The following is a 23,584-nucleotide window of genomic DNA, read 5'->3' as shown; positions in this document are numbered from 1 at the left end:
AATGCAATTTACCGAAGAACAATTACTCATTCGTGATATGGCGAAAAGTTTCGCCCAAGAACAAATTAAGCCTCATGCCAGCGATTGGGATCGAGACGGGACATTCCCAAAGGAAACCTTGGCTCAAATGGGGCAACTCGGTTTTATGGGTATGCTTGTTTCAGAGCAATGGGGTGGTTCTGACACTGGTAACTTAGCCTATGTACTAGCCCTCGAAGAAGTTGCGGCAGCAGATGGCGCAACCTCAACCATCATGAGTGTACATAACTCGGTTGGCTGTGTGCCTATTTTAAAATTTGGTACTGATGAGCAAAAAGAGCGTTTTTTAAAACCTCTGGCGCAAGGTGAAATGATCGGTGCTTTTGCTTTAACCGAACCACATACTGGCTCAGATGCGGCAGCTCTTAAAACCCGAGCGGTGAAAGATGGCGATGATTACATTTTAAATGGTGCCAAGCAGTTTATTACCTCGGGTGATAATGCGGGTGTCATTATTGTGTTTGCAGTGACTGATCCGAGCGCGGGTAAAAAAGGCATTAGTGCATTTCTAGTCCCACGTGAAACTCCGGGTTATGAAGTGATTCGTGTTGAAGAAAAACTAGGTCTGCATGCTTCAGATACGTGTCAGATTGCGCTGACCGATGTACGTATCCATAAAAGCCTCATGCTTGGCAAAGAAGGTGAGGGCTTGAAAATCGCTCTTGCCAATTTAGAAGGTGGACGTATTGGTATTGCTGCACAAGCAGTCGGTTTAGCACGTGCGGCGCTCGAAGAAGCAACTCGTTATGCCAAAGAACGTATTACTTTTGGAAAACCAATTTTTGAGCATCAAACCATCGCTTTTCGCCTTGCCAGTATGGCAACTGAAATTGAAGCAGCGAGACAACTGGTTCACTACGCTGCGCGTTTAAAAGAAGCAGGTCAACCGTGTCTCAACGAAGCTTCAATGGCCAAGTTATTTGCTTCAGAAATGACTGAGCGTGTGTGCTCGAGTGCGCTACAAGTGTTTGGTGGCTATGGCTATCTCAGAGATTTCCCAATTGAACGTATTTATCGTGATGCGCGTATTTGTCAAATTTACGAAGGCACAAGCGATATCCAACGTTTAGTGATTACACGTAGTCTATAAAATCAGAACAAGGAATAAATAATGCAGTGGCAAAGTATTTTATTAGAAAAGCGTAATGGGGTTGGACTGATTATATTAAATCGCCCTCAAGCGCTCAATGCTTTAAACAGCGAATTAATTAGTGAAATTAATCAGGCATTAGATCAGCTCGAAAAAGACCGCGAAATTGGTTGCATCGTATTGGCAGGCTCTGAAAAAGCTTTTGCCGCAGGTGCAGACATTAAAGAAATGGCTGATTTAGCATTTCCTGATATTTATTTTGATGACTTTTTCCATCTTGCAGACCGTATTGCACAGCGCCGTAAACCTCTAATTGCAGCGGTGAGTGGCTATGCGTTAGGTGGTGGCTGTGAATTGGCGCTTATGTGTGATTTTATTTATTGTGCCGACAACGCCAAGTTTGGCTTACCCGAAGTGACCTTAGGGGTAATTCCGGGTATTGGTGGCACTCAACGCTTAACCCATGCCATTGGTAAAGCCAAAGCAATGGAAATGTGTTTTACCGCTCGTCAAATGGGCGCTGTAGAAGCAGAGCAAAGTGGTTTAGTCGCACGTGTGTTTAGCAAAGAAGAATTACTTGAACAAACCTTGCAAGCAGCTGAAAAAATTGCGGCACGCTCTTTAACTGCAAACATGATGCTTAAAGAAACCATTAACCGAGCTTTTGAAGTAAACCTTACTGAAGGCTTGCGTTTTGAAAGACGTATGTTCCATTCAATATTTGCAACATTTGACCAAAAAGAAGGAATGCAGGCATTCGTTGAAAAACGAAAGCCAAATTTTAAAAATCAATAAGAGATCAATAAAATGAATACAGAAAATCACTTAATGATTGAGCGACAAGGTAAGCTTGGCGTCATTACCTTAGACCGTGTGACTCATCTCAATGCATTGTCGCTAGATATGATCAAAAGTATTGGTGCCCAATTGGAACTGTGGCGAAATGATGCTGCTATTCAGGCCGTTTTAATCAAATCAAATAGCCCAAAGGCCTTCTGTGCAGGCGGTGATATTCGCTATCTCTATGACAGTTATAAAAATGGCACGGCCGACTACAAAGGCTATTTTAGTGCCGAATATAAAATGCTGAATGTACTGCGTGAATATGCAAAGCCAGTCATTGTTGTACTTGATGGCTATGTATTAGGTGGCGGTTTTGGCTTGGCTCAGGCTTGTCACATTGTGGTGAGCAGCGAAAAGTCCAGATTTGCTATGCCTGAAACAGCAATTGGCTTTTTCCCAGACGTTGGTGCAACACACTTCTTGTCTCGTCTTGATGATATTGGTGTTTATATGGCCATTACGGGTGAGCAGATCAGCAGTAGTGATGCGCTTTACCTCGATTTAATTGACTACCATGTGCCAAGCGAGCAGTTACAAGCTTTGCAAGATGCTCTCGTTGAAGCACCAAGTTTAACTAAAGAGGGAATTGAACACATCATTACCCGATTTATTACTCGTCCTGCTGAAAGTGAGCTCAAACAGTTGGCAGAAGGTATTCGTAAACACTTCGGATATCAGCATTTAGATGAAATCGAGCAAAGTCTTGAAAATGAACAAGATGAAAGCTTAAAAACTTGGGCAAGTAAGATGCTTAGTATTTTGCAGCAGCGCTCATTTATAGCCAAGCAAACCAGTTTGAAACTGCAACATTTAGGCCGTGGGCTTTCTTTACCGCAGTGTATGCAGCTTGAACGTGATTTACAGGATATTTGGTTTGAGCATGGTGACTTTATTGAAGGTGTCCGTGCTCTCATTGTCGATAAAGACAAACAACCGCAGTGGCAAGAACGTAATTCGAAATTTGAGCCAATTTTAGAAAAATTGAGCTAAACCGCATTACAAAAACATAAAAAGCTTAAGGAGATAAAGCGAGACCTGAAAATGCTTATGGTCAGGGCTGGTCATAAGCATAAAAAAGATAAAACAAGAAAATCTAAAAAGGATATTACGATGCAAACAGTACATGGAAACGGTTCAAATACTAAAAAGTCGTCACATCGATTAGCAGGCATCTCTAGCATGGTCGGCACGACCATTGAGTGGTATGACTTTTTTATTTACGGTGCGGCGGCGGCGCTGATTTTTAATAAATTATTTTTCCCAAATCTGGATGCCCTTACGGGTGTGCTTGCTGCATTTGCCACCTATGCCGTTGGGTTTATTGGGCGACCACTAGGGGGCTTAGTCTTTGGTCATTTTGGTGACAAGATTGGCCGTAAATCGATGTTGTTGCTAACGCTGATGCTCATGGGGATTCCGACTGTACTCATTGGCCTCTTACCAACTTACGAATCAATTGGTTACTGGGCTGCAATTTGTTTGGTTGTCTTACGATTCATTCAAGGGATGGCAATGGGCGGTGAATGGGGCGGTGCTGTGCTCATGGCCGTTGAACATGCACCCGAAGGCGGTAAAGGGTTCTGGGGAAGTTTGCCTCAAGCCAGTACAGGTGGCGGTTTAATGCTAGCCTCAATCGCGTTGGGTCTGGTGTCGTTATTACCTGAACAAGCACTGTTTAGCTGGGGGTGGCGTTTACCGTTTCTTGCCAGCATTATTTTACTCGCAGTAGGTTGGTACATTCGAGTGAAAGTACCTGAATCACCAGATTTTGAAAAAGTAAAACAGCAGTCCGAAGAAGTCAAAGTTCCTGCTTTACAAGTTTTTAAAAACCATCCAAAGCAACTCATCACCATTATTTTGGCGCGTGCTGCCGAAAACGCATGGTTTTATATTGCTTCAACCTTTACTTTGGCTTATACCACTGCACAACTTGGGATCGCACGCCAAGACATTTTGTTTGCCACCATTTGCGGTGCAATAGTCATTCTATTTATGACACCATTATGTGGACATTTGTCAGATAAAGTCGGTCAACGCAATATGTTCATGTTTGGTTTATGCATATTGGCACTTTATTGCTACCCATTTTTCACCATGCTCAACACAAAAGACCCAGTATTAGTCTGGACAGCAATTGTTTTAGCAATTGGCGTGGTCTTTCCCATTATGTACGCACCACAAGCTCAGCTTTTTGCCCGTCAATTTCCGGCAGAAATTCGATATAGCGGAATCTCAATTTCGGTACAGTTGGCTGGGGTGCTTGGTGGTGGTTTAGCACCGTTAATTGCGACCAAACTTTTAAGTATCGGGCAGGGTAATCCTTACTTAATTATGATTTATATTGGATCTATGGCTATCGTTGCGATCATATCGACTTCATTTATGCCACGTGATTGGCAGACTAAAACTGATGAGGCTTACCATAAGAAATCAGAATTAAATTTGAAAACCAAAATTACTGAGCAGTCTTAATATTAAGTTTGATTCTTCAAATAAAGAAAAGCCCTAATCTTTTGACTAGGGCTTTTAACGTTGAGCGAGCGAAACGAGATTCGGGCTTAAGGCTTTAATCTTTGCAATGTCACTAATATTCTTAGACTTTGATTAGCAAACTACACTTCAATCAAGCATGCAAACATGGCATATCCCTCGATAACCATTGGCGGTCCTGCACGATGGGCGCGAAAACCCGCGGCACGTAATAACCGCTCTACCCCAAGAGGTGAGGTCGTAATGAGTTGTTTTGCACCTTGTTTTCTTGCAAAGTTGATCGCTTCTTGCAGAATTGCAATAGAGACTGGGGATGACACTGCTTGATTAGCAGAGGTCGGTGGATTCGAGAAATCTACGGCTGAAAACCTTGATAATTCCCAAATTTCTGGTGAGCAAGGAATAGGCATTCCATTCATTAATTGAGGAAATATTTCACCCAGTAAATAGGGTTGAGTCGTGGGTAGTAGTCTGGCACAGCCAATAATATTGGATTCTCTATCTTGAGCGACGACGTAAGCTGTATCGACTTTATCAAATTGATCTAGTTCTTCATTATTTGGACAGTTCAACTCCCAACCCAAATGTTCAACAAATACCTTGTAGCGATAACTTTTAAATTTGGTATATAGGACTTCTGAAAAATTGTTTTGGAATCCAGCAATAACATTCATTACAAGTGCTTCCACTTATTTTTCAGGCGACTTTACTCGACAGCTGAAAAGGTGGTAACTGTAAGAATTTACAGGTTTCTAAGAGAAATTTGGACTTAATTTAGTCTTTGTTTGTGTTGTATTGATTTGAGCATAAATGAACTGTTCCCAAAACAAAGAATCTATTTTTTTTTCGATTAATGTTTCAGTAACATCAAATCCAATATCTGTACCAGATAAATCAACAATCATGATATTGCTTCGAGGTAGCCCAATTCGTTTTAAGCTAGCAATTCCATTGTTCTCAATAAATTCCCAGTCCCATCCGGTACTTAAAGCTGGACTCCGTGATGTTGCCCATTCAGTAAACCCACAATATAGAATTCGAGAGTCTTCAATTTGTGTAGTTTCAACAATAGATATGAGGTGTTGGAGGGGGTAATTCATAAGCTGGATTTCATTCATCCGAATAAAACCATCTGTTGAGATTGAAAAATCAGGGGGGATTGTGACCATGCTACCTATTCAAGTGACTTGAATTACAGTTCTATAGATAAATAACATAAATTATTGCCAACAAAATACTGTTAAGTTTTACAGGTTAGCCGTAATCTGGTGATACACAACGTTAAGCTGTTCTTTAGAAAGTACTTCGGGTAGGAAGTTTTACTTACGCGGAAATTGACCCATCTATAGCTTCAATATGAGAGTTGCTTGTTTCAAGATTATCAACAGCTTAAGTTTTTCATATGTATTGTAGATAATATCTATCATATTATTAAAATAATATTTTAGAAATCATTATCATTATTATGCGTTTCATTAAATAATAAATAAAAATTTATACTTCTAGTATCACTAGGAGATGTTATTATTTAGTTAAATTAATAGAAATATACAAATAAGAAGAAATAATAGGCTCCTTTTAAAAATAAAAAATACTCATTTTTGGAATAAAATGCATCCTGTAAATTTGAGACTTTCAAGCATAATTCGCATGTGCAATATAACAACCTTAAAAAGCTTTCTGAAACCAGTTTATCCGGAAAATTTATCACCCTCTCAGGCTCAAAAATGTTGTTAATTGGATTATGTATTCACTATATGCAACTAAATAAAAATGATTTATGCATGAGGTTTAATGAGAATAAATGGAAAATTGGCAAGAAGATCTACTATCAGCATCTCTGGTAGTAAAAAATGAATATCAGCTATTTGAGGTAGTCAAATCTACAGCTTCAAAGCTTGGATTTGATTATTGTGCTTATGGTATGCGGTCGCCATTATCTATTGCTGAACCAAAAACAATTATGTTGAATAATTATCCCGAAGCATGGCAGAAGCGTTATGTTAAACAGCAATATGTGAGAGTAGATCCAACCGTACAGCATTGTATGCTATCACTTCAACCTCTTGTCTGGTCGAGCCAATCTGCAAACACACAATCTCAAAAAGATTTTTGGGAGGAGGCGCGTTCTTATGGTTTAAACGTCGGTTGGGCACAGTCAAGTCGTGACTTTATTGGTACAAGAGGAATGCTAACTCTAGCAAGATCTACTGACCAATTATCAGAAAAAGAGCAGAAAGCTCAATATACCAATATGTTTTGGTTATCTCAGACAGTACATTCCAGTATTGCTAAAATTGTGAATGAAACAGAATTTGCTCAGTTTAATCTTTATTTAACGAATCGGGAAAAAGAGGTTCTACGTTGGACTGCGGAAGGAAAAACGTCAGCAGAGATTGCTCAGATTCTCGGTGTAACTGAAAGAACAGTAAATTTTCATCTCTGTAATTCAATGCAGAAGTTAAATGTGAATAATAAAATTTCAGCAGCGATTAGAGCCGTGATGTTAGGAATTTTATAAAGTTAAATATATAGAAATATAATAATTAATTTTGATAAAATAAATTATTATTAGATGTTTATTTAAAATGGAAGTAATTAAAAAATTTTAATTAAAATCGAATTTATATAGATAATCTTATTTATAAGGGTTTTTAAAATTGATTTTATGGGGTGATTTAATAATATTTTTACTTGGAGATAAAGTAAAAATAAATGAAATTTATAATTAAAAATATTTTATTAATATTGTTATTTTAAAATTTGGTATTCGCGTTTTATCGGTTCTTAGAAGATGAAATTTATTAATTTATAGGATTATATATCCTTCAAGATGCTATACATAGTTTTAAGCTATTCAAGTACAAATTAAAGCAGATTTCTTTAGTAGCTTTATCCTTATAAATAAAGGCTGTGAAGGGGCCTTACCTGAATCATTTATTGCCCTTAAGAAAAGCAAATAAACAATACAACAAGATATTCAATCAAGAGACTCACAAAATAAGAATACGAACAGGCCATATAGTTGGCATGCTAAAACCTTGCGAAACATTATTAAACATTAACGAAATAAGGGCAAAAATTGAGTTAGAGGTTTAATTTAATTGCCGGCCTTCACAATATTGAACTGAATAAAAATAATTTATGAAAGATATCCAATTTCTTAATTCTTAATAAAAACAGGCCAACCTGTAAAACCTTACAGGTGTAATAAAAAACACTCGCACATAAAATATAATGTGAATTTATATTTTAAACAAAAAGTATATTCATTTTTTATTAAAAGCCCCAGCTAGAAGTGTCATGTCTGAATTAGCGAGTTTAAAGGGTGAATTATAATTAATCGGAGTAAGTTATGGCTGTAATGGGTACGGATAATATCATTGCAACTTTGGAATCCCACGCAAATTCAAATGGAGCTAGGGTTGCTTTCGAGTATTTAGGGCGCCAATCCGGTGGGATTCAATCTCTGACGTATGCAGAGCTGAACGAGCAAGTTCAACGTCAGGCCCAAATCTTAATGAATCTTGTCGATAGCGGTGATCGTGCCGTGTTGCTGTTTGAGCCTGGATTGGACTTTATCGTATCGTTCTTTGCCTGTTTAAAAGCTAAAATTATTGCAGTACCTGTCAGCTTGCCTTTTAACCGTAACGGTTTTTCTAATATTTTGAATATTATGAATGACTGTGAGCCAAAGATAGTACTCACAACCAAAAAGATTCTTGAGCTATCGGGTCTTATCACATTAAAAGCCCAAAACGAAAGTTTAATATTGCATGCTGTTGATGCCCAATTGCAGCGTGATTTAGTGGAAAAGGATTTTCCACATATTGCTGAAGACGATATCTGCTTCCTTCAATACACTTCAGGGTCAACTGGTTGGCCTAAAGGGGTAATCGTCACTCATAAAAACATCATGGCAAATGAAGTCATGATTGCTGAAGCTTTTGGTACACAAGCCGATGATATCGGTCTTACATGGCTACCTGTTTATCATGACATGGGATTGATCGGCTCAGTTTTGCAGACCGTGTATGTAGGTCTGACCTGCTATGTAATGTCACCGCTGGATTTTATTCGTAAGCCACTTAAGTGGCTGCAATTTATTAGCGAAAAAGGTGTCACGATTAGTGGCGGACCAAACTTTGCTTATGAATTGTGTCTGCATCGCATCTCGGATGAGGACGCAGCAGCGCTTGATCTGAGCCGTGTGCGTGTGATGTTTAACGGTGCCGAGCCAATCAAAGCCCATGTTATGCAAAGCTTCATGGAGAAGTTCAATACTCAGTCGAAATTGAGAATGGATACTTTCTTGCCGTGCTATGGCTTGGCAGAAGTTACGCTCTTAGTCAGTGGTGTGACTGGTCCGCTTAATACTATTTCAATTGATCGTGAAAAGTTGAATGCCAATTTGGTGCAGACCAGTCAAGATCAGACAGCCGTGCAAATAGTAAGCTGTGGCAAAATTTCCGCACACATTGATTGCCGTATTGTTAATCCACATACCCGCAAAGAGGTAGGGGCTGATGAAGTTGGTGAAATCTGGCTAGCAGGTGAGAGTGTCACTGCGGGTTACTGGCAGAAGCCTGAGGTCAATCAGGAAACCTTTGCTGCAACCCTCCTCGATAAGGCAGATAAGCCTAGTCAAGTGCACTACTTGAGAACTGGTGATATGGGCTTTGTTAAAAACGGAGACCTGTATGTGACTGGTCGCCTTAAGGATGTGATCATCATCCGTGGAAAAAACTATTACCCACAAGATATCGAGTGTTCTGTTGAAACAGCACATCCTGCTGTTCGTAAAGGCTGTGTCGCAGCAGTGAATTTCGGTAATTCTGATGGTGTCACGGTTGTGCTTGAGATCAAAAAGAAGTCGATAGACAAGGCACTTAATTTTGAAACCATCAGAACTCACGTTAAAGAACAAGTCGCGGCTGATATCGGTTTGCCTGTAGAAGGTGTTTATTTGCTGCATCAAGGTCGGATCAACAAGACCACTAGCGGAAAAATTAGAAGAAGAAAAATTAAAGAGCAGATCGAGCGCGGTCAACTGATCTGTTTAACCCATCCAAACCGTAGAACGGTGATGGCTCGAAACTATGTCAAAAATGGCTTAGAAATCATCCGTGATCGTGAGCAGCGGGGGCAACTGATTCGTTATAGCTCCAATCTACTCAACTCAATGATCAAGGAACGAGAAGTGCGCGCGCTCATTTTTAATCGATTGAAAAGTGCTTTGTTTTAATCCTTACCCTTTAATCATTTGAGCAAAAACTCATGTCACTTACATCTAATTTGCGGCAGTTTCAATCTGCTGCTCGTCTGGAGCAAATTTTAGGCTCCGTACATGATACCAATAATGATTTTTCTTGGTCCGCTGCTATTGAGCGTGATGAGAAGGAACAATACCCTCAGCGTGCTGTTGATTTTCTAAATGCCGTAGGCATGAACCGTTTTTATGTACCTTCAGAGCTTGGTGGTCGCATGGAAATTGGTGAAGAGTTGCTATATCTGCATCGTGTGTTGGCACGACGTGATCTAACCATCAATTCGACCTATAGCACGAATGCTTGGTCTGTGATTGTATGGATCGGTGGTAATGCGAACCAATGCCAAAACATTGCTAGTCGAATTTTGAGTGGTGCTGCACCAGCGCTGGCTTATAGTGAAAAAGCGCATGGAGCTGACCTTTTATCTAGTGAAGTAACTGCACAAGCTACTGAAAGCAAATACGTTTTGAATGGCGAAAAATGGTCAATCAATCGCGCTACTCTAGGTGACTCTTTAAGTCTGATTGCTAAAACGTCGGATGACCGTGGACCACGTAGCCTGAGTGCATTCTGGCTTGATAAGCGTCATATGGTTTCTAAGGGAACTTATAGCCTGAACCGTCTACCAACAGTGGGTATGCGTGGGTTAGATATCAGTGGTATTGGCTTTAACAATGCTGAAATTCACAAAGATGCTCTGATCGGTGAAGAAGGTCAGGGCTTAGAGCTTGGGCTCAAGACGCTACAGGTGACGCGTGCATATTGCAGCAGCTTCTCTTTGGGTGCGGGCGATACGATGCTGCGCATCGCGACTGAGTTTGCTATTGAGCGTGAGTTATATAACAAAAAAGTAATAAGCATTCCGCTAGTGCGTGAGCAACTGGCTACAGCCTATGCCTATCTATTGGTGGCTGAGGTGTTGTCACTCGTTGGTGCGCGTGGGTTACATGTTTGTATCAATCAGTTCAGTACATGGTCACCGATCATTAAGGTACTGGTGCCTGAGTATGTAGAGTCACTCGCTAAGATCACCTCCTCAGTGCTTGGGTCGCGTTTTTTCTTAAGAAATGCATATGCGGATGGAATGTACCAGAAAGCTTTCAGAGACCATCTGATTGTTAGTGTGTTTGACGGCAGTAGCACCGTCTGTCTAGACAGCCTGAGTTTTCAGCTCAAGTCTGCCAATAAAGGCCGTAGCAAAAAAGTAAACCATCTCGACCAAGCCGAAGCTAAAGCACGCTATCACCAGTTATATGACTTACAGGTGAAGACGGATGCTATTGATTTTCGTGAGCTTGAGATTTTCAACCGCGATGGTGACTTGGTGATGGAGTCACTGGGAACGATCATCGAGATGCTCAACGATGCGGACGTTACAGAGGGACTGACTGCTGAGATTCTGTCCCCGTTACGTGAACGTGCTGATCAACTTCTTATCGAGCAGCGCACGCTAGATCAAAAAATTCAGGATTATTTCTCAAATTCAGAAGCGGCTAAAGAGTTTGAAACATTACGTTTCAGCTTGGCCCGTGACTATGCCGAGTTATTTGCTCGCATTGCTGTGCTGGGTTTTTGGATATTTAACCGTCATGGTTTAAGACCTGCTTTGCAGGATGGTGCATGGCTGATCATTTTCCTAAATGCTGCTGAAGGGCAGGCATCCCCTCCAATGACATCACTACGTGAAAGCACATTGGCAGATCTGCTAGACCGAATTTCAACCAACCATATGTTATCTGTCATCGATTTTGCACTGGCACCACGTGATGCCAAACCGGTTAAAGAGGAGATTACCCCATGAATAAAGATAAAGCTTACTGGAGCGCAATCATTCGTACGCTAGTAGCCAAAGAAATGCGCGTAGAGCCTGAGACGATTAATCCAGATCAAAAATTTACCAGTTACGGTCTTGATTCGATCGTTGCTTTGTCTGTGTCTGGGGATTTAGAAGATCTGACAAAACTAGAGCTTGAACCGACATTACTATGGGATTACCCGACAATTAATGCCTTGGCCGAATATCTTGTTTCTGAGTTGCAACAGGGAGTTGCTTCGTGAATAACCTTGTACGACTAGAACCAGAAGTTCTGTCACGTCATGCGATTTCTGCAGAACAGCTCGGCATCTGGTATATCCAGCGCCTTGAGTCGACCTGTAGTGCCTACAATATGGTGGTGGCCTTTGATGTGAAGGTCAACCAACCATTAGGCAATAAGCCGATGGAGATTCTAGAAGCGGTAATGCATGATTATCCGCTGCTACGTGTAAGTATGCCTGCCAATGATCAGGGTATTGAGCAACTTATCTGGGATCGAATCTATCCTAATATCGTCTTCTCTGATGCTCGCCATGTCGATGCATCTGATTTGACACAATTGGTCGAGCAGGATACTAAACAGCCGTTTGATCTGACTCAGCCACCGCTGTGGCGTATTCATTGTTATGAACGTGGTGAAAATCACTATGTGATTGCAGTCGTGATTCATCATGCCCTCATGGATTTCTGGTCGATTGGTCTCTTACTGCGTGATGTCGGCAAACGTTTTGGACTAGTTACAGAGTCAGGCGTAGTGAACGGAATCGAGTTCGCACAGTATGCTGATAAGCAGCAGAGTACTGCGATTGACGATGTTGATGAGAGTCTAGTGTTCTGGAAAAATGCGTTACAACATGCACCACATGTACATAGCATTCCGCTTGATTATCCTCGTCCGGCTGTGCAGCAACACAAAGGTAGCTCACTGGTGTTCCGTGTGCCTGAGTCAGTGTCGTCTGGTCTTGTGAACTTAGCGAAAGATTATGAAATCACGCTGTTTGGACTCGTACTATCTGGCTTCTATATCCTGCTACACAAGCTATCAAATGAAAATGAACTCGTTATTGCTACACCTGTAGCTGGTCGACTTGAGCGTTCGTTGCGCAATGCGCTGGGGCAGTTTGTCAATACGATTGCTATTCACATGGACATTGATGCTGACCAGACTTTACGTCAATTTACACAGCAGGTTCAGGAACAATTAAGACAGAGCCTCAAGCATCAAAAAGTTGCCTTTTCCAGAGTAGTTGAAGCTGTTTCACCAAAGCGTGATGGCAGTATTAACCCATTAGCTCAGGTGGGAATGTTCTGGGAACGTCTAGGTGGCATGGATGAGTTTAAAGATCTACTCTTGCCAATCCAGACCCCAGCGACTTTGGTCGGCCAAGACCTGACCTTAGGAAGTTTTCCAGTTCGCCAGCAAGAAGGTCAATTAGATCTTACGCTGGAAATGGGCGGTGAATATCAAGGCGAATTGGTTGGTGTATTGAAATATAACTCCGAGTTATTTTCTGCACAGTCTGCCGAGAATATGGTGCAACTGCTGCAATCTGTACTATCAGAGATGGTAGCTCACCCTGAACGTAAGATCGTTGAGTTAGATATTGCGCCTGATTATGTGGATGGCATCCAGTTCGACACCCTTAGTGGACAGGCGACTGATTATCCTCAACATGATCTACTGGCAATGATTCTAAAGCAGATTGATGAGCGTGGTGACAATCATGCTTTGACCTCGAAGGATCATGCGGTTAGCTATCGTGAGTTAGGTCAACATATCGCTGGTATTGCTGAATATTTGCGTGCGCATGGCGTTACTCGTGGCGATCGTGTAGGTCTGATGTTAGATCGTACAGCTTTATTGCCAGCAGCAATCCTCGGGATCTGGGCGGCGGGAGCAGCTTATGTACCGCTAGATCCTAATTTCCCAAGTGAACGTCTACATAACATCATCGAAGATGCTGAACCTAAAGTCATCTTAACTCAAACCGAGTTGATGGATGCTCTTAATGTTTCTGTGCCGCGTTTAGATATCAATCAAGCTGGCGTTGTGCCGCTAGAGCAAGTGCGCGAGACGCTGGCCTTTGGTGAAACTGCTTATGTGATGTACACCTCTGGCTCGACAGGTAAGCCTAAAGGCGTGCGTATTGGGCATCCTTCAATCATCAATTTCTTGCTATCTATGAATGATAGATTGCAAGTAACAACTGAGACTCAGTTGTTAGCAATCACCACTTATGCATTTGATATCTCGATTCTTGAGTTGCTCATTCCGCTGATGTACGGCGGTGTAGTACATGTTTGCCCACGTGAGGTATCACAAGATGGCAATCAATTGGTGGATTATCTAAATACTAAATCTATCAATGTTTTGCAGGCAACACCGGCTTCTTGGAAAATGCTCTTAGATAGCGAGTGGAGCGGCAATACAGAATTGACTGCACTCTGTGGAGGCGAAGCGCTAGATACTATTCTTGCAGAAAAACTTCTGGGTAAAGTCGGCTGTCTCTGGAATGTCTATGGACCGACCGAAACTACAGTGTGGTCTAGTGCAGCTCGTATCACCGATGCAAAGTGTATTGATTTAGGCGAACCACTAGCGAACACCCAGCTTTATGTCCTTGATGAACAGCAACGTTTAGTCCCACCGGGCGTCATGGGAGAGCTTTGGATTGGGGGTGATGGTCTAGCAGTTGATTACTGGCATCGACCTGAACTGACAGATGCTCAATTTAGAACATTGCCATCTCTACCAAATGCTGGTCGACTCTATCGTACCGGAGATAAAGTTTGTCTGCGTACGGATGGAAGTTTGACTCATCATGGACGTCTAGATTTCCAAGTCAAGATTCGTGGATTCCGTATTGAACTAGGTGAAATCGAGAATGTTATCAAACAGATCGACGGTATCACCGATGCAGTTGTACTGGTTAAGAGCACAGCCAGCAACGACCAGAAACTGGTGGCCTATTTAACCGGCCATGAGATTGATATTGCTAGTTTGAAAAAGACGATGCAAATCCATCTACCAGCTTACATGGTACCAAATACGTTTATGACGTTGGATGAATTTCCAATGACGGCCAACAATAAGTTGGATCGTAAAGCGTTTCCTGAGCCTGTGTTTGAACAAAGTAACGATTATGTTGCACCACGTGATCCGATTGAAATTGAACTCTGTACTACTTTTGAGCAGATTTTATCGGTTAAACGGGTTGGTATACATGATGACTTCTTTGACTTGGGTGGACATTCGTTACTTGCTGTGAAGCTTGTTAATCACCTTAAAAAAGCATTTGGCACCGAACTATCAGTTGCTTTGTTGGCCCAATATTCCACTGTGGAGAGTTTGGGTGAGATCATTCGTGAAAATAAAGAAATTAAGCCTTCTATTGTAATTGAACTACGCCGTGGAACTTACGAGCAACCACTGTGGTTGTTCCATCCAATTGGTGGTAGCACCTTCTGTTATATGGAGCTTTCGCGCCATCTCAATCCGAAACGTACCTTGCGTGCTATTCAGTCTCCTGGACTGATTGAGGCAGATGCTGCGGAAGTGGCAATCGAAGATATGGCAACGCTCTATATTGCTGAAATGCAAAAGATGCAGCCTGAGGGACCTTATTTCCTTGGTGGATGGTGCTTTGGCGGTGCGATCGCCTACGAGATCAGTCATCAGTTGCGTCAAATGGGACAGCAGGTCACAGGTATTGTCATGATCGATACCCGTGCTCCAATTCCAGAGAATGTGCCTGAAGATGCTGATGATGCGATGCTTTTGTCTTGGTTTGCCCGTGATTTGGCTGCGCCTTATGGCAAGAAGTTGACGATCCCAGCGCAATACTTGCGTGAATTGAGTCCAGATCACATGTTTGATCATGTGCTTAAAGAAGCCAAGGCCATTAATGTCCTGCCTCTAGATGCAGACCCATCAGATTTCCGACTTTACTTTGATACCTATTTGGCGAATGGCATCGCACTCCAGACCTATTTCCCAGAGCCTGAAGAGTTTCCGATTCTTTTTGTGAAGGCCAAAGATGAACCAGAAGATTTTGGGGAAAGCCTAGGTTGGGATCAATTGGTTAAAGACACCTTTAAACAGGTGGACCTTCCTGGTGATCATTCATCAATTATGTACGCTGAGAATGTCGTGGCTGTTGCCCAGACAATTGATCAGATGTATCCAATTCCCGCATAAGAAATACAAGAAGGTAGAACCACTATGGTGACCATAGAACATGCTTTCCTCATACCGGCCGAGATTGACAAGGTTTTTAACTATCTTGCAAACCCGGCCAATGATGCAGGTTGGCAATTGTCGTGTAAGCATTCTGAACTGCTAGACAATACTCCACGTGTGGGCAGTAAGTATGAAATCGGCTTTAGCTTTATTGGTCGTGAGATGTCCTTTAAAGGTGAAATTACACATCTAGTACCGAATGAATTGTATGCGTTTAAAGTAGTGGAAGGACCCTTTCACTACACTGGAACTTACCGTTTCAAACCATATGCAGAAGGCACCTGGATTGAATGGGTGTTTGAGGCAGAGCCAGGCAGCTTTTTTGGTGTATTGCCCCCAGCACTGCTAAAAAAGATGGTTCTTGCTCAGTTTAAAAAAGATGTTGCTAATCTTGAGGCATTGGCTCAGAAGGGTGAAGCCTATGAGTCGGTTGGCAACGATGGTAAGCAAACGCATGAGACCAATAGTAAACCACTTCGTAAAACTCATCAGATGATGGAACAATACGCGCGTTGGATTCTCAGACATCGCCGTATTGTACTGACTGTGGTGATGCTTTTAACGCTTGCCTTGGCATATCTCGCATCTGGCGTAAAAATTATTATTGATCCAGATGCGCTTGCCCCCAAAGGTCATCCTTATATCACCTCCACCAAGCTGATTGAAAAGAAATTCGGCTCCAAGTACATGGTCGTGATCGGTATTACACCGAAGCAGGGTGATATTTATCAGCCGCAAGTGTTAGAAAAAGTTAAACGTATTACTGAAGAAGTTGATAATGCTCCGGGCGTGGTTCGATCTACTCTAATGAGTCTGGCTGCACGTCAGGCCAAAGGGATTACCGCTAATTCGGATGGATTTGATGCCAAGAAACTACTGCCGAACAGTTCTGTGACCGAAGGTGATGTTGATCACCTGAAAAAACTGTTGGCGCTGAATCCAATCTACATGAATTCGGTCGTATCTAAAGATCAGAAAACTGCTGCTATTTTGCTTGAGCTTGAGGAAAGTCCAGAGGGCTTCCAAAAGATGATGGGCCCAATCAACAAAATCGTAGCGGCTGAACAGTCTAAGGATATGACCATCAGTGTCGGCGGCAATCCTGTTTATTTGGATAAAGCCGAAGATTACTCTAAACGGATCAATATCTTGTTCCCGATTGCCATACTGGTCATTGGGTTATTGCACTTCGAAGCATTCCGAAGTAAGCAGGGTTTGATCCTTCCATTAGTTACAGCTTTACTGGCTGTGGCATGGGGTATGGGTATGATGGGTCTGTTCAAACAGCCAATGGATATCTTTAACTCTCCTACACCTATTCTGATTCTGGCCATTGCGGCAGGGCACGCCGTGCAGTTGCTCAAGCGATACTATGAAGACTTTGATCGACTGACTGCCCAAGGTATGGAACCTAAAGCTGCGAATAGTGAAGCCGTGGTGCAGTCTATGGTTCGTGTTGGTCCGGTTATGATATTGGCTGGCGGAATTGCAGCGGCTGGATTCTTCTCGCTGTTGACCTTTAATATTCCGACCATCCGTTCATTCGGTATTTTTACAGGAATCGGGATCATCAGTACGCTGATTATTGAGATGACTTTTATTCCTGTACTTCGCTCGATGCTACCACCGCCTTCGGTTACCAAGGTCGCACGCAAAGGTTTACCGATCTGGGACTGGATTCCAAAACGCATTGGCGATGTCATTTTGTCAGTTCGTCCGCGAATGATGCTAATGACTGTGATTGCAGTACTGGGTGTTTTTCTTGCTATTGGCACTAGCCGTATTGTGGTGGATAACGATAGCCGTAACTTCTTCTCGCGCGACCTACCAATGCAGCAAGATGACAGGTTTCTGAATCAGTCTCTTGGTGGTACAAACAGTCTCTACATCATGGTCGATACAAAGGTTCGTGATGGTATTGAAAATCCAGAAATTCTAAAAGCGATTGATAATACAGAAAAGTTCGCGAATTCAATTCCAGAGGTCGGTAAAACCATCTCTATTGTGGACTATATCAAGAGAATGAATCAGGCAATGAATGCCGATCAGCCACAGGCATTTCAGGTTCCTGCAACCAAAGATGTTGTTGCTCAGTATCTGCTGCTGTATTCAATGTCTGGTGAGCCGACTGATTTTGAATCTTATATTGATACAACTCAACGCTATGCCAAGATCACGATTCTGCTAAAAACAGGTAGTAATCACCGTATCAAAGAAATCCTTGAGTCGCTAAAAACATATATGGCGGGTCAATTGGGTGATAAAGCAGTCGTTAGTTTTGGTGGTGATGTGACTCAAACCATCGCTTTAACTGAAACTATGGTTCACGGCAAGCTTATGAATATTCTACAGATTTCACTTGCCGTATTCTTTATCTCTGCGTTAGTTTTCCGGTCGTTCTCTGCGGGACTTATTGTCCTGACGCCACTTCTATTCTCGATTCTTGCGATTTTTGGTGTGATGGGCTGGCTCGACATTCCGCTCAATATTCCGAACTCTCTGATCTCAGCCATGGCGGTTGGTATTGGTGCAGATTATGCCATTTACTTCCTCTATCGCTTGCGTGAAATCTTGAGTGAAGAAGGTGGTGATATCAAAGATGCTATTCGTAAAACTTTAAGTACTGCTGGTAAGGCTTCGCTTTTTGTTGCGACTGCTGTTGCTGGTGGGTATGGCGTATTGTCCTTATCGCAAGGCTTCCATGTGCATCAATGGCTAGCGATGTTTATTGTGATTGCGATGCTTTTCAGTGTATTTGCAACCTTAATTATGGTACCTACAATGATTCTAATGTTGAAACCTCGTTTTATCTTTCCCTCAAATAAGAAGAACATTACCGTTGCACAAACTGTTGTTACAAGTCTCTTGTTGGGTACGGCGCTCACAATGTCGATGCCTAAAACATCTCATGCAGATGAAGTTCAAGACATTGTTAACCGTAGTGATGATGCCTCTAAGTTCTTGTCTTCAAGTGCTAGTGCTAAATTTGTGCTGACCTCTAAAAGCGGCGAGCAACGCGTACGTTTGACTAAAAATATGACTAAGCTTGCTGGAAATACCCAGAACAATATGCGTTTGACTGAATTCATCTCACCAGCAGATGTACAGGGAACCACGACACTGTTGATTGAGAATGCAAAAGGCAGTGATAGCATGTTTGTCTATTTGCCTGCATTGAAAAAAGTACGTCGTCTTGCATCAGCGAATAAGGGTGATGCTTTTATTGGTACGGACTTTAGTTATGGTGATGTACTTGGCTATAAGCTAAGTGACTGGAAGTATACTAAACTGGCAGATGGCAAATTTAATGGCAAAGATTGCTACACGATTGAAGCAACGCCAATCAATAATACTGTGAAGAGTGACTTTGGTTATAGCAAACGTCGTATGTGCATCCTCAAAGACAACTTTGTTACAGCAACCATCGACATTTGGGATACTGCAGGTAAACCGTTAAAGCATATTGAGTTCACGGATATCCGCCCTTACGGCAAAGTGAAACCAAGATGGCAGGCCATGAAATCTATGGCGAAAAATCTGCAAACTCAGCATATGACACAAGTGATCGTCAATGATTTTGTAGCAGAAAAAACCTTATCCGATAAGCTTTTCTCACCGCAGAGTCTTGAAAAATGACACAAGGTGCCTATTGGGTATTTGCATGCTGCAGTAGCTTTATGCTACTGCAGCATGCTCATGCAGATGACAGCGAAATTAGTTTTGTGAGCCAGAACTCAGCCAGACTCGATGTGTGGTCATCAGATCGTGATTTAAGTTCGTTAAAAAACATTGGACAAGCAAGCTTCTGGTCCAATGGTACCCTCAAGTTTAATCCAGAGTTTAAGATCCATTACGACATAAATATTGGAGACGAAACGGACCATACTGTAAACCCAGATCAGGTGAGTAAGGTAAATCGCAACTTACGTGAGTTGTATGCCTCTTATAACTGGGATCAGACAGTCTATGTCGATGTTGGTCGCCAGATTGTGGTTTGGGGGAGAGCTGATGGGATTAATCCGACAGATAATCTATCACCCCGTGACTATACGCGCCTAGTGCCCGATGAAACAGATCAACGTCTTGGAAATGATGCAATCAAATTGACATATATTCCTGAATCAGGAACCAATAAATGGACAGCATTGTGGTATCCGCGTAGCCGTTCAGATGTGATTCCATTGCGCCAGATTTCTGGTGTCCAGTATGAAATAGATAAGAAGAGCCGTCCTGCATTTGCAATGCGCTGGGATTATTCTGTAGATGGTCTAGATGTTGGGGCATCGTATTTCTCTGGTTTGGATCACATGCCCGATCTGTCAGTTCTTTCAGCATCTCCAACAGGGGAGGCAACATTGCAGCTGAAAAATAATCCTATGTCCGTCTATGGATTTGATTTTAGTTATAACCATAACGATATCGTATGGCGTGGTGAAGCGGCATATACTCACACTGACTCGAATGGTAGTGAAGATCTTACGCACAAAAAAAATAATCTGACCGTGGTCATGGGTCCAGAATTAGCATTGAAGAATTCCACGCTAAGTTTGGTTGGCGTATACAAACATACGGAGGACTTTAGATCTGCCGACAGCTTAACAAATCCATCATTGAGCGCAGTCTACCGTTATCAGCAAACAATCAGTAACCAGTATCAGCAAAATCAGTATGGAGCTATGCTGCGCTATGCACTTAACTTACTGAATGATAATCTGAAATTAGAAGTGACAGGACTCTACTTTGCACCAGAGCCTAATGAATTGTTGAGAGTACGTATTAATTACAGCCTTGATGATCACTGGCAATTGAATGTAGGTGGAGATCGCTTCTGGGGTAGAAATGATACGGTGTTAGGACAATTTAGAGATAACAGTCTGGTGTATGCCCAGGTTCGATATAATTTTTAAGATAATTCGCTCCAAAACAATGCTGGGAGTGCCCAGTCCCTAATAAGGTGATTTATGGATAATTTAAATAACGCAAAAAAAGATAATTTTTCACGGAAGACCATATTAGTAACAGGTGCAGCAGGTTTTATTGGTAGCAGACTGATCGTTGATCTTCTGCGTGAAGGTCATCAGGTGATTGCTGCGCTGCGTAATGCCGCAACCAAGAAAGATAAGCTGTTAGGTTTTATTGCAACAGAAGGGCTGGTCGATCCGTCTATTTCGTTTGTCGAATATGATTTAAGTCGCGATTTTAAGCTGGACTCTCTGCTAGCGGATGCTCAGGCAAAGATCCATGTGATTTATCATCTTGCCGCATCCTTTAATTGGGGCATTAGCAAAGCTGAAGCTGAGCGTACCAATATTAAGTCAGGACTTGCCTTAATTGAATGGGCTGCAACATTGAAGCAGCTTGAGCGATTTATCTGGATTGGTGGATATCGTGTGGCGGCTCCGCCACACGAGTCGGCTGATGAGTTGTATTGCAAACATGGTGGCTATGAAGCTTCAAAAATTTTGGGTTATCAAGCTTTTATTGAGGCCTGTAAGCGTTTAAATGTGCCATGGACTGCAATAAATCCAGCGACGGTCATTGATGGTTTTTATAACTATGGCGATATGCAATATATCGGTATTGCTGACATGATTGACAAGCTCTATCAGGGACGTCTGCTGGCATTGCCAGGTGGTCGTGATACATTCCTGCCACTATGCAATATGCAGTATATCGTGAGCTTTTTGATCCGAACGATGTCTTATCCTGAGACTATTGCTCAGGAGTATATGTTACTTGATCCTGCGACGCCGAAATTTCATCGTCTCGTTCACCTGGCTGCCGAGCATTTGGGAGTCAGCACACCACATTTACAAGTACCCAAAGGTCTATTAGAGAAATTACCTGAGGTATTGCTTGATGGTTCTAAAGAACAACTCTCTTTCATTTCTACCGAGCACTATCATGTTGCTGGGGCAGAGGCGATGGCAGCGAAAATGGGCATCGCAGACCTGATCAATGTCACTCCTTATTTCTCTCGTTGGATTGATCGTTTGGTGCTTACACGCTTTGGTCGTATGCAAGTATCAACACCTAGTCATTTCAGCTATCAGAATCGATATTGGACAGAAATTTATACTAAAAAGCCGATTAGTTCTGACACCTCATCTGCATTATTTTTACATGGGATTCCATTTGATAGTGCATGCTGGTCTCCAATCATTAATAAAATCACATACGATCAGGTCGCTATGATGGACCTGCCGGGACTTGGGCGTTCAGGCAGTTATGAGATGATGGAAGACAACAATCATCAATTTATTGATGCCGCTGCAAAGCTTTTAGCGCCAAATAGTGTTGTTGTTGCGCATTCGTTAGGATGTCTTTTTGCTTTGAATCTTGCAAAGAAATATCCAGATAAAGTTGCACGCCTCATCCTCATATCGCCTTATTTTGTTCAGGCACAGGCCGCTAAAATGTTTCAGATAAAAACCATATCTAATCTGATTTTCCGTTTTGTGCCAAAAGATATGATTGCTAAAGACCTACATCCACATGGACAACAAAATCCGTCTGTTGGTTATGCGATGGATTCATTACGTCGAGTGTCGGTAGTCAAGCATATTAGTGAGTATATGCACCGTATTAGTTTGCCGCAGCAGCGAGCAACTCAGACAGCTTTGTTAAATGAACTTAGTTCTAAAGTTGAAATCATTGTGGGAGATAAAGATCCAATTGTTACCACAATAAGCGCAGATATCCCTATACATATTATCGCTGGCGCAGGCCATAATCCACACGTTACACATGTAGATGCGGTTTCTGACTATCTCGCACCTGTTCTAATGAAATACAACAGCACTACCGCTTCCTAATGTCTGATCGTGCCCAAGTGCAGGTTTATGTCTGCCCAGTTTCACGGGTACCACAAGACCATTTGGTATTGAGTCATTATCTCGGCTTTCTCAGTTCGGCAGAGAAGCTGAGATATGATCAATATCATCCTAAGGCGGCTCGCCTTTTCTTGATCTCTCGCGTATTAGTGAAGACTGTCTTGGCGGATAAGCTAGGCATTTCCCCGCATGAGGTCAACCTCCTATTACATCCCAACGGCAAGCCTTTTGTAGAAGGTAGCAAGGCTGTGTATTTTAATCTTACTCACTCAGCGGACGTTATTATCCTCGCTGTGACTGAAGAAGGGGAAATAGGAGTGGATATTGAACAAGTGGATCGTGAGTTCGAGTGGATGCGTGTTGATAGTGTGTTAGCACCGATTGAAATTGAATGGATTAAAGAGAATGAACTCACTGATCCATTCAGTGTATACCAGCGGTTTTTTCAAATATGGACCTTAAAAGAGGCTTATATCAAATGTACTGGCGAAGGAATGAGCCGTCATTTAAAGAAGCTCAACTTTCATGTGTTGCCTGAGCATATACAGTTTCTCGACTCAACCAATGATGCTCAAAAGACAGAAGAGTATTATTTTGAAAGCTATATATATGATTCTAATTTCATCTTTTCTATCTGTTTACAACAAAGTTGTAGCCTAGAGCGCTTTAACTTGGACTGTTTTCAATTATTACCCTTTATATCTAGGCATCGAATAACTCCAACGCCTTGTACATATAGCTAGATTGAATCGTTATAACTGACGATTTAAAAAAGTAAATCTAGTAAGGAAATATTTGGCTTTGAGCTAAACCATTCTCAATGAATTACGCTGTGAATAGATAGACCGTAAAAAAATTATGAATCAATGAAAAGAAAAAAGCCCCAGTCTTTCGACTAGGGCCTTTTAAATTTGGAGCGGGAAACGAGACTCGAACTCGCGACCCCAACCTTGGCAAGGTTAT

15 protein-coding genes are annotated in these 23,584 nt (G+C 42.0%); 13 read left to right on the top strand and 2 right to left on the bottom strand.

All coding sequences use genetic code 11. From position 1 onward, the window contains the following. Position 1: 1 nt before the first annotated feature. The 4 genes from QLG01_RS07000 (at position 2) to QLG01_RS06985 (ending at position 4,444) form a co-directional block, all read left to right on the top strand. Positions 2-1,129 (top strand): acyl-CoA dehydrogenase family protein, encoded by a 1,128-nt coding sequence (locus QLG01_RS07000; protein ID WP_282496095.1) that lies wholly within the window; start codon positions 2-4, stop codon positions 1,127-1,129. Positions 1,130-1,150: 21 nt separating this feature from the next. Beyond that, positions 1,151-1,924, top strand: coding sequence for an enoyl-CoA hydratase (locus tag QLG01_RS06995; RefSeq protein ID WP_057085473.1), 774 nt, complete (start codon positions 1,151-1,153; stop codon positions 1,922-1,924). A gap of 12 nt (positions 1,925-1,936) precedes the next feature. Then, complete coding sequence (locus QLG01_RS06990) at positions 1,937-2,962, top strand: enoyl-CoA hydratase/isomerase family protein (protein WP_282496094.1); 1,026 nt, start codon at positions 1,937-1,939, stop codon at positions 2,960-2,962. Positions 2,963-3,082: 120 nt separating this feature from the next. Further along, the gene (locus QLG01_RS06985) at positions 3,083-4,444 is read left to right on the top strand and encodes an MFS transporter (RefSeq protein WP_151828301.1); all 1,362 of its coding nucleotides are present in this window, start codon (positions 3,083-3,085) and stop codon (positions 4,442-4,444) included. Positions 4,445-4,584: 140 nt separating this feature from the next. On the opposite strand, the gene abaI is transcribed toward QLG01_RS06985, so the two are convergent. Further along, positions 4,585-5,151: an acyl-homoserine-lactone synthase AbaI gene (gene abaI / locus QLG01_RS06980; protein WP_282496093.1), complete on the bottom strand. Its 567-nt coding sequence runs from the start codon at positions 5,149-5,151 to the stop codon at positions 4,585-4,587. Between the two features lie 63 nt (positions 5,152-5,214). Then, positions 5,215-5,631 (bottom strand): DUF4902 domain-containing protein, encoded by a 417-nt coding sequence (locus QLG01_RS06975; RefSeq protein ID WP_151989265.1) that lies wholly within the window; start codon positions 5,629-5,631, stop codon positions 5,215-5,217. A gap of 635 nt (positions 5,632-6,266) precedes the next feature. On the opposite strand from QLG01_RS06975, the gene abaR reads away from it, so the two are divergent. The 9 genes from abaR (at position 6,267) to QLG01_RS06930 (ending at position 23,364) form a co-directional block, all read left to right on the top strand. Beyond that, positions 6,267-6,983 (top strand): LuxR family transcriptional regulator AbaR, encoded by a 717-nt coding sequence (gene abaR, locus QLG01_RS06970; RefSeq protein ID WP_282496092.1) that lies wholly within the window; start codon positions 6,267-6,269, stop codon positions 6,981-6,983. A gap of 834 nt (positions 6,984-7,817) precedes the next feature. Next, positions 7,818-9,707 (top strand): fatty acyl-AMP ligase, encoded by a 1,890-nt coding sequence (locus QLG01_RS06965; protein ID WP_282496091.1) that lies wholly within the window; start codon positions 7,818-7,820, stop codon positions 9,705-9,707. Positions 9,708-9,757: 50 nt separating this feature from the next. Then, the gene (locus QLG01_RS06960; RefSeq protein WP_282496156.1) at positions 9,758-11,533 is read left to right on the top strand and encodes an acyl-CoA dehydrogenase; all 1,776 of its coding nucleotides are present in this window, start codon (positions 9,758-9,760) and stop codon (positions 11,531-11,533) included. After that, a complete protein-coding gene (locus tag QLG01_RS06955) occupies positions 11,530-11,790 on the top strand; it encodes an acyl carrier protein (protein WP_004795344.1) in 261 nt (86 codons plus the stop codon). The genes QLG01_RS06960 and QLG01_RS06955 overlap by 4 nt, the downstream gene beginning before the upstream one ends. Further along, on the top strand, positions 11,787-15,746 hold the full coding sequence (locus QLG01_RS06950) for a non-ribosomal peptide synthetase (protein WP_282496090.1): 3,960 nt from the start codon (positions 11,787-11,789) through the stop codon (positions 15,744-15,746). Before QLG01_RS06955 ends, QLG01_RS06950 begins: the two co-directional genes overlap by 4 nt. Positions 15,747-15,770: 24 nt before the next feature. After that, positions 15,771-19,424 carry an outer membrane lipoprotein-sorting protein gene (locus QLG01_RS06945; RefSeq protein WP_282496089.1) on the top strand — a complete coding sequence of 1,218 codons (3,654 nt, stop codon included), beginning with the start codon at positions 15,771-15,773 and terminating at the stop codon, positions 19,422-19,424. Continuing rightward, entirely contained in the window at positions 19,421-20,695 is a 1,275-nt protein-coding gene (locus QLG01_RS06940; protein ID WP_282496088.1) for a DUF1302 family protein, read from the top strand. The genes QLG01_RS06945 and QLG01_RS06940 overlap by 4 nt, the downstream gene beginning before the upstream one ends. Before the next feature lie 54 nt (positions 20,696-20,749). After that, on the top strand, positions 20,750-22,603 hold the full coding sequence (locus QLG01_RS06935) for an alpha/beta fold hydrolase (protein ID WP_282496087.1): 1,854 nt from the start codon (positions 20,750-20,752) through the stop codon (positions 22,601-22,603). Continuing rightward, positions 22,603-23,364: a 4'-phosphopantetheinyl transferase superfamily protein gene (locus QLG01_RS06930; RefSeq protein ID WP_282496086.1), complete on the top strand. Its 762-nt coding sequence runs from the start codon at positions 22,603-22,605 to the stop codon at positions 23,362-23,364. The genes QLG01_RS06935 and QLG01_RS06930 overlap by 1 nt, the downstream gene beginning before the upstream one ends. Positions 23,365-23,584: the final 220 nt, after the last annotated feature.

It is taken from the genome of Acinetobacter sp. V89_4 (genome assembly GCF_029967875.1).
GTDB lineage: Bacteria > Pseudomonadota > Gammaproteobacteria > Pseudomonadales > Moraxellaceae > Acinetobacter > Acinetobacter oleivorans.
The sequence above is the reverse complement of the archived record's forward strand: the minus strand, read 5'-3'. Positions and strand labels throughout refer to the sequence as shown.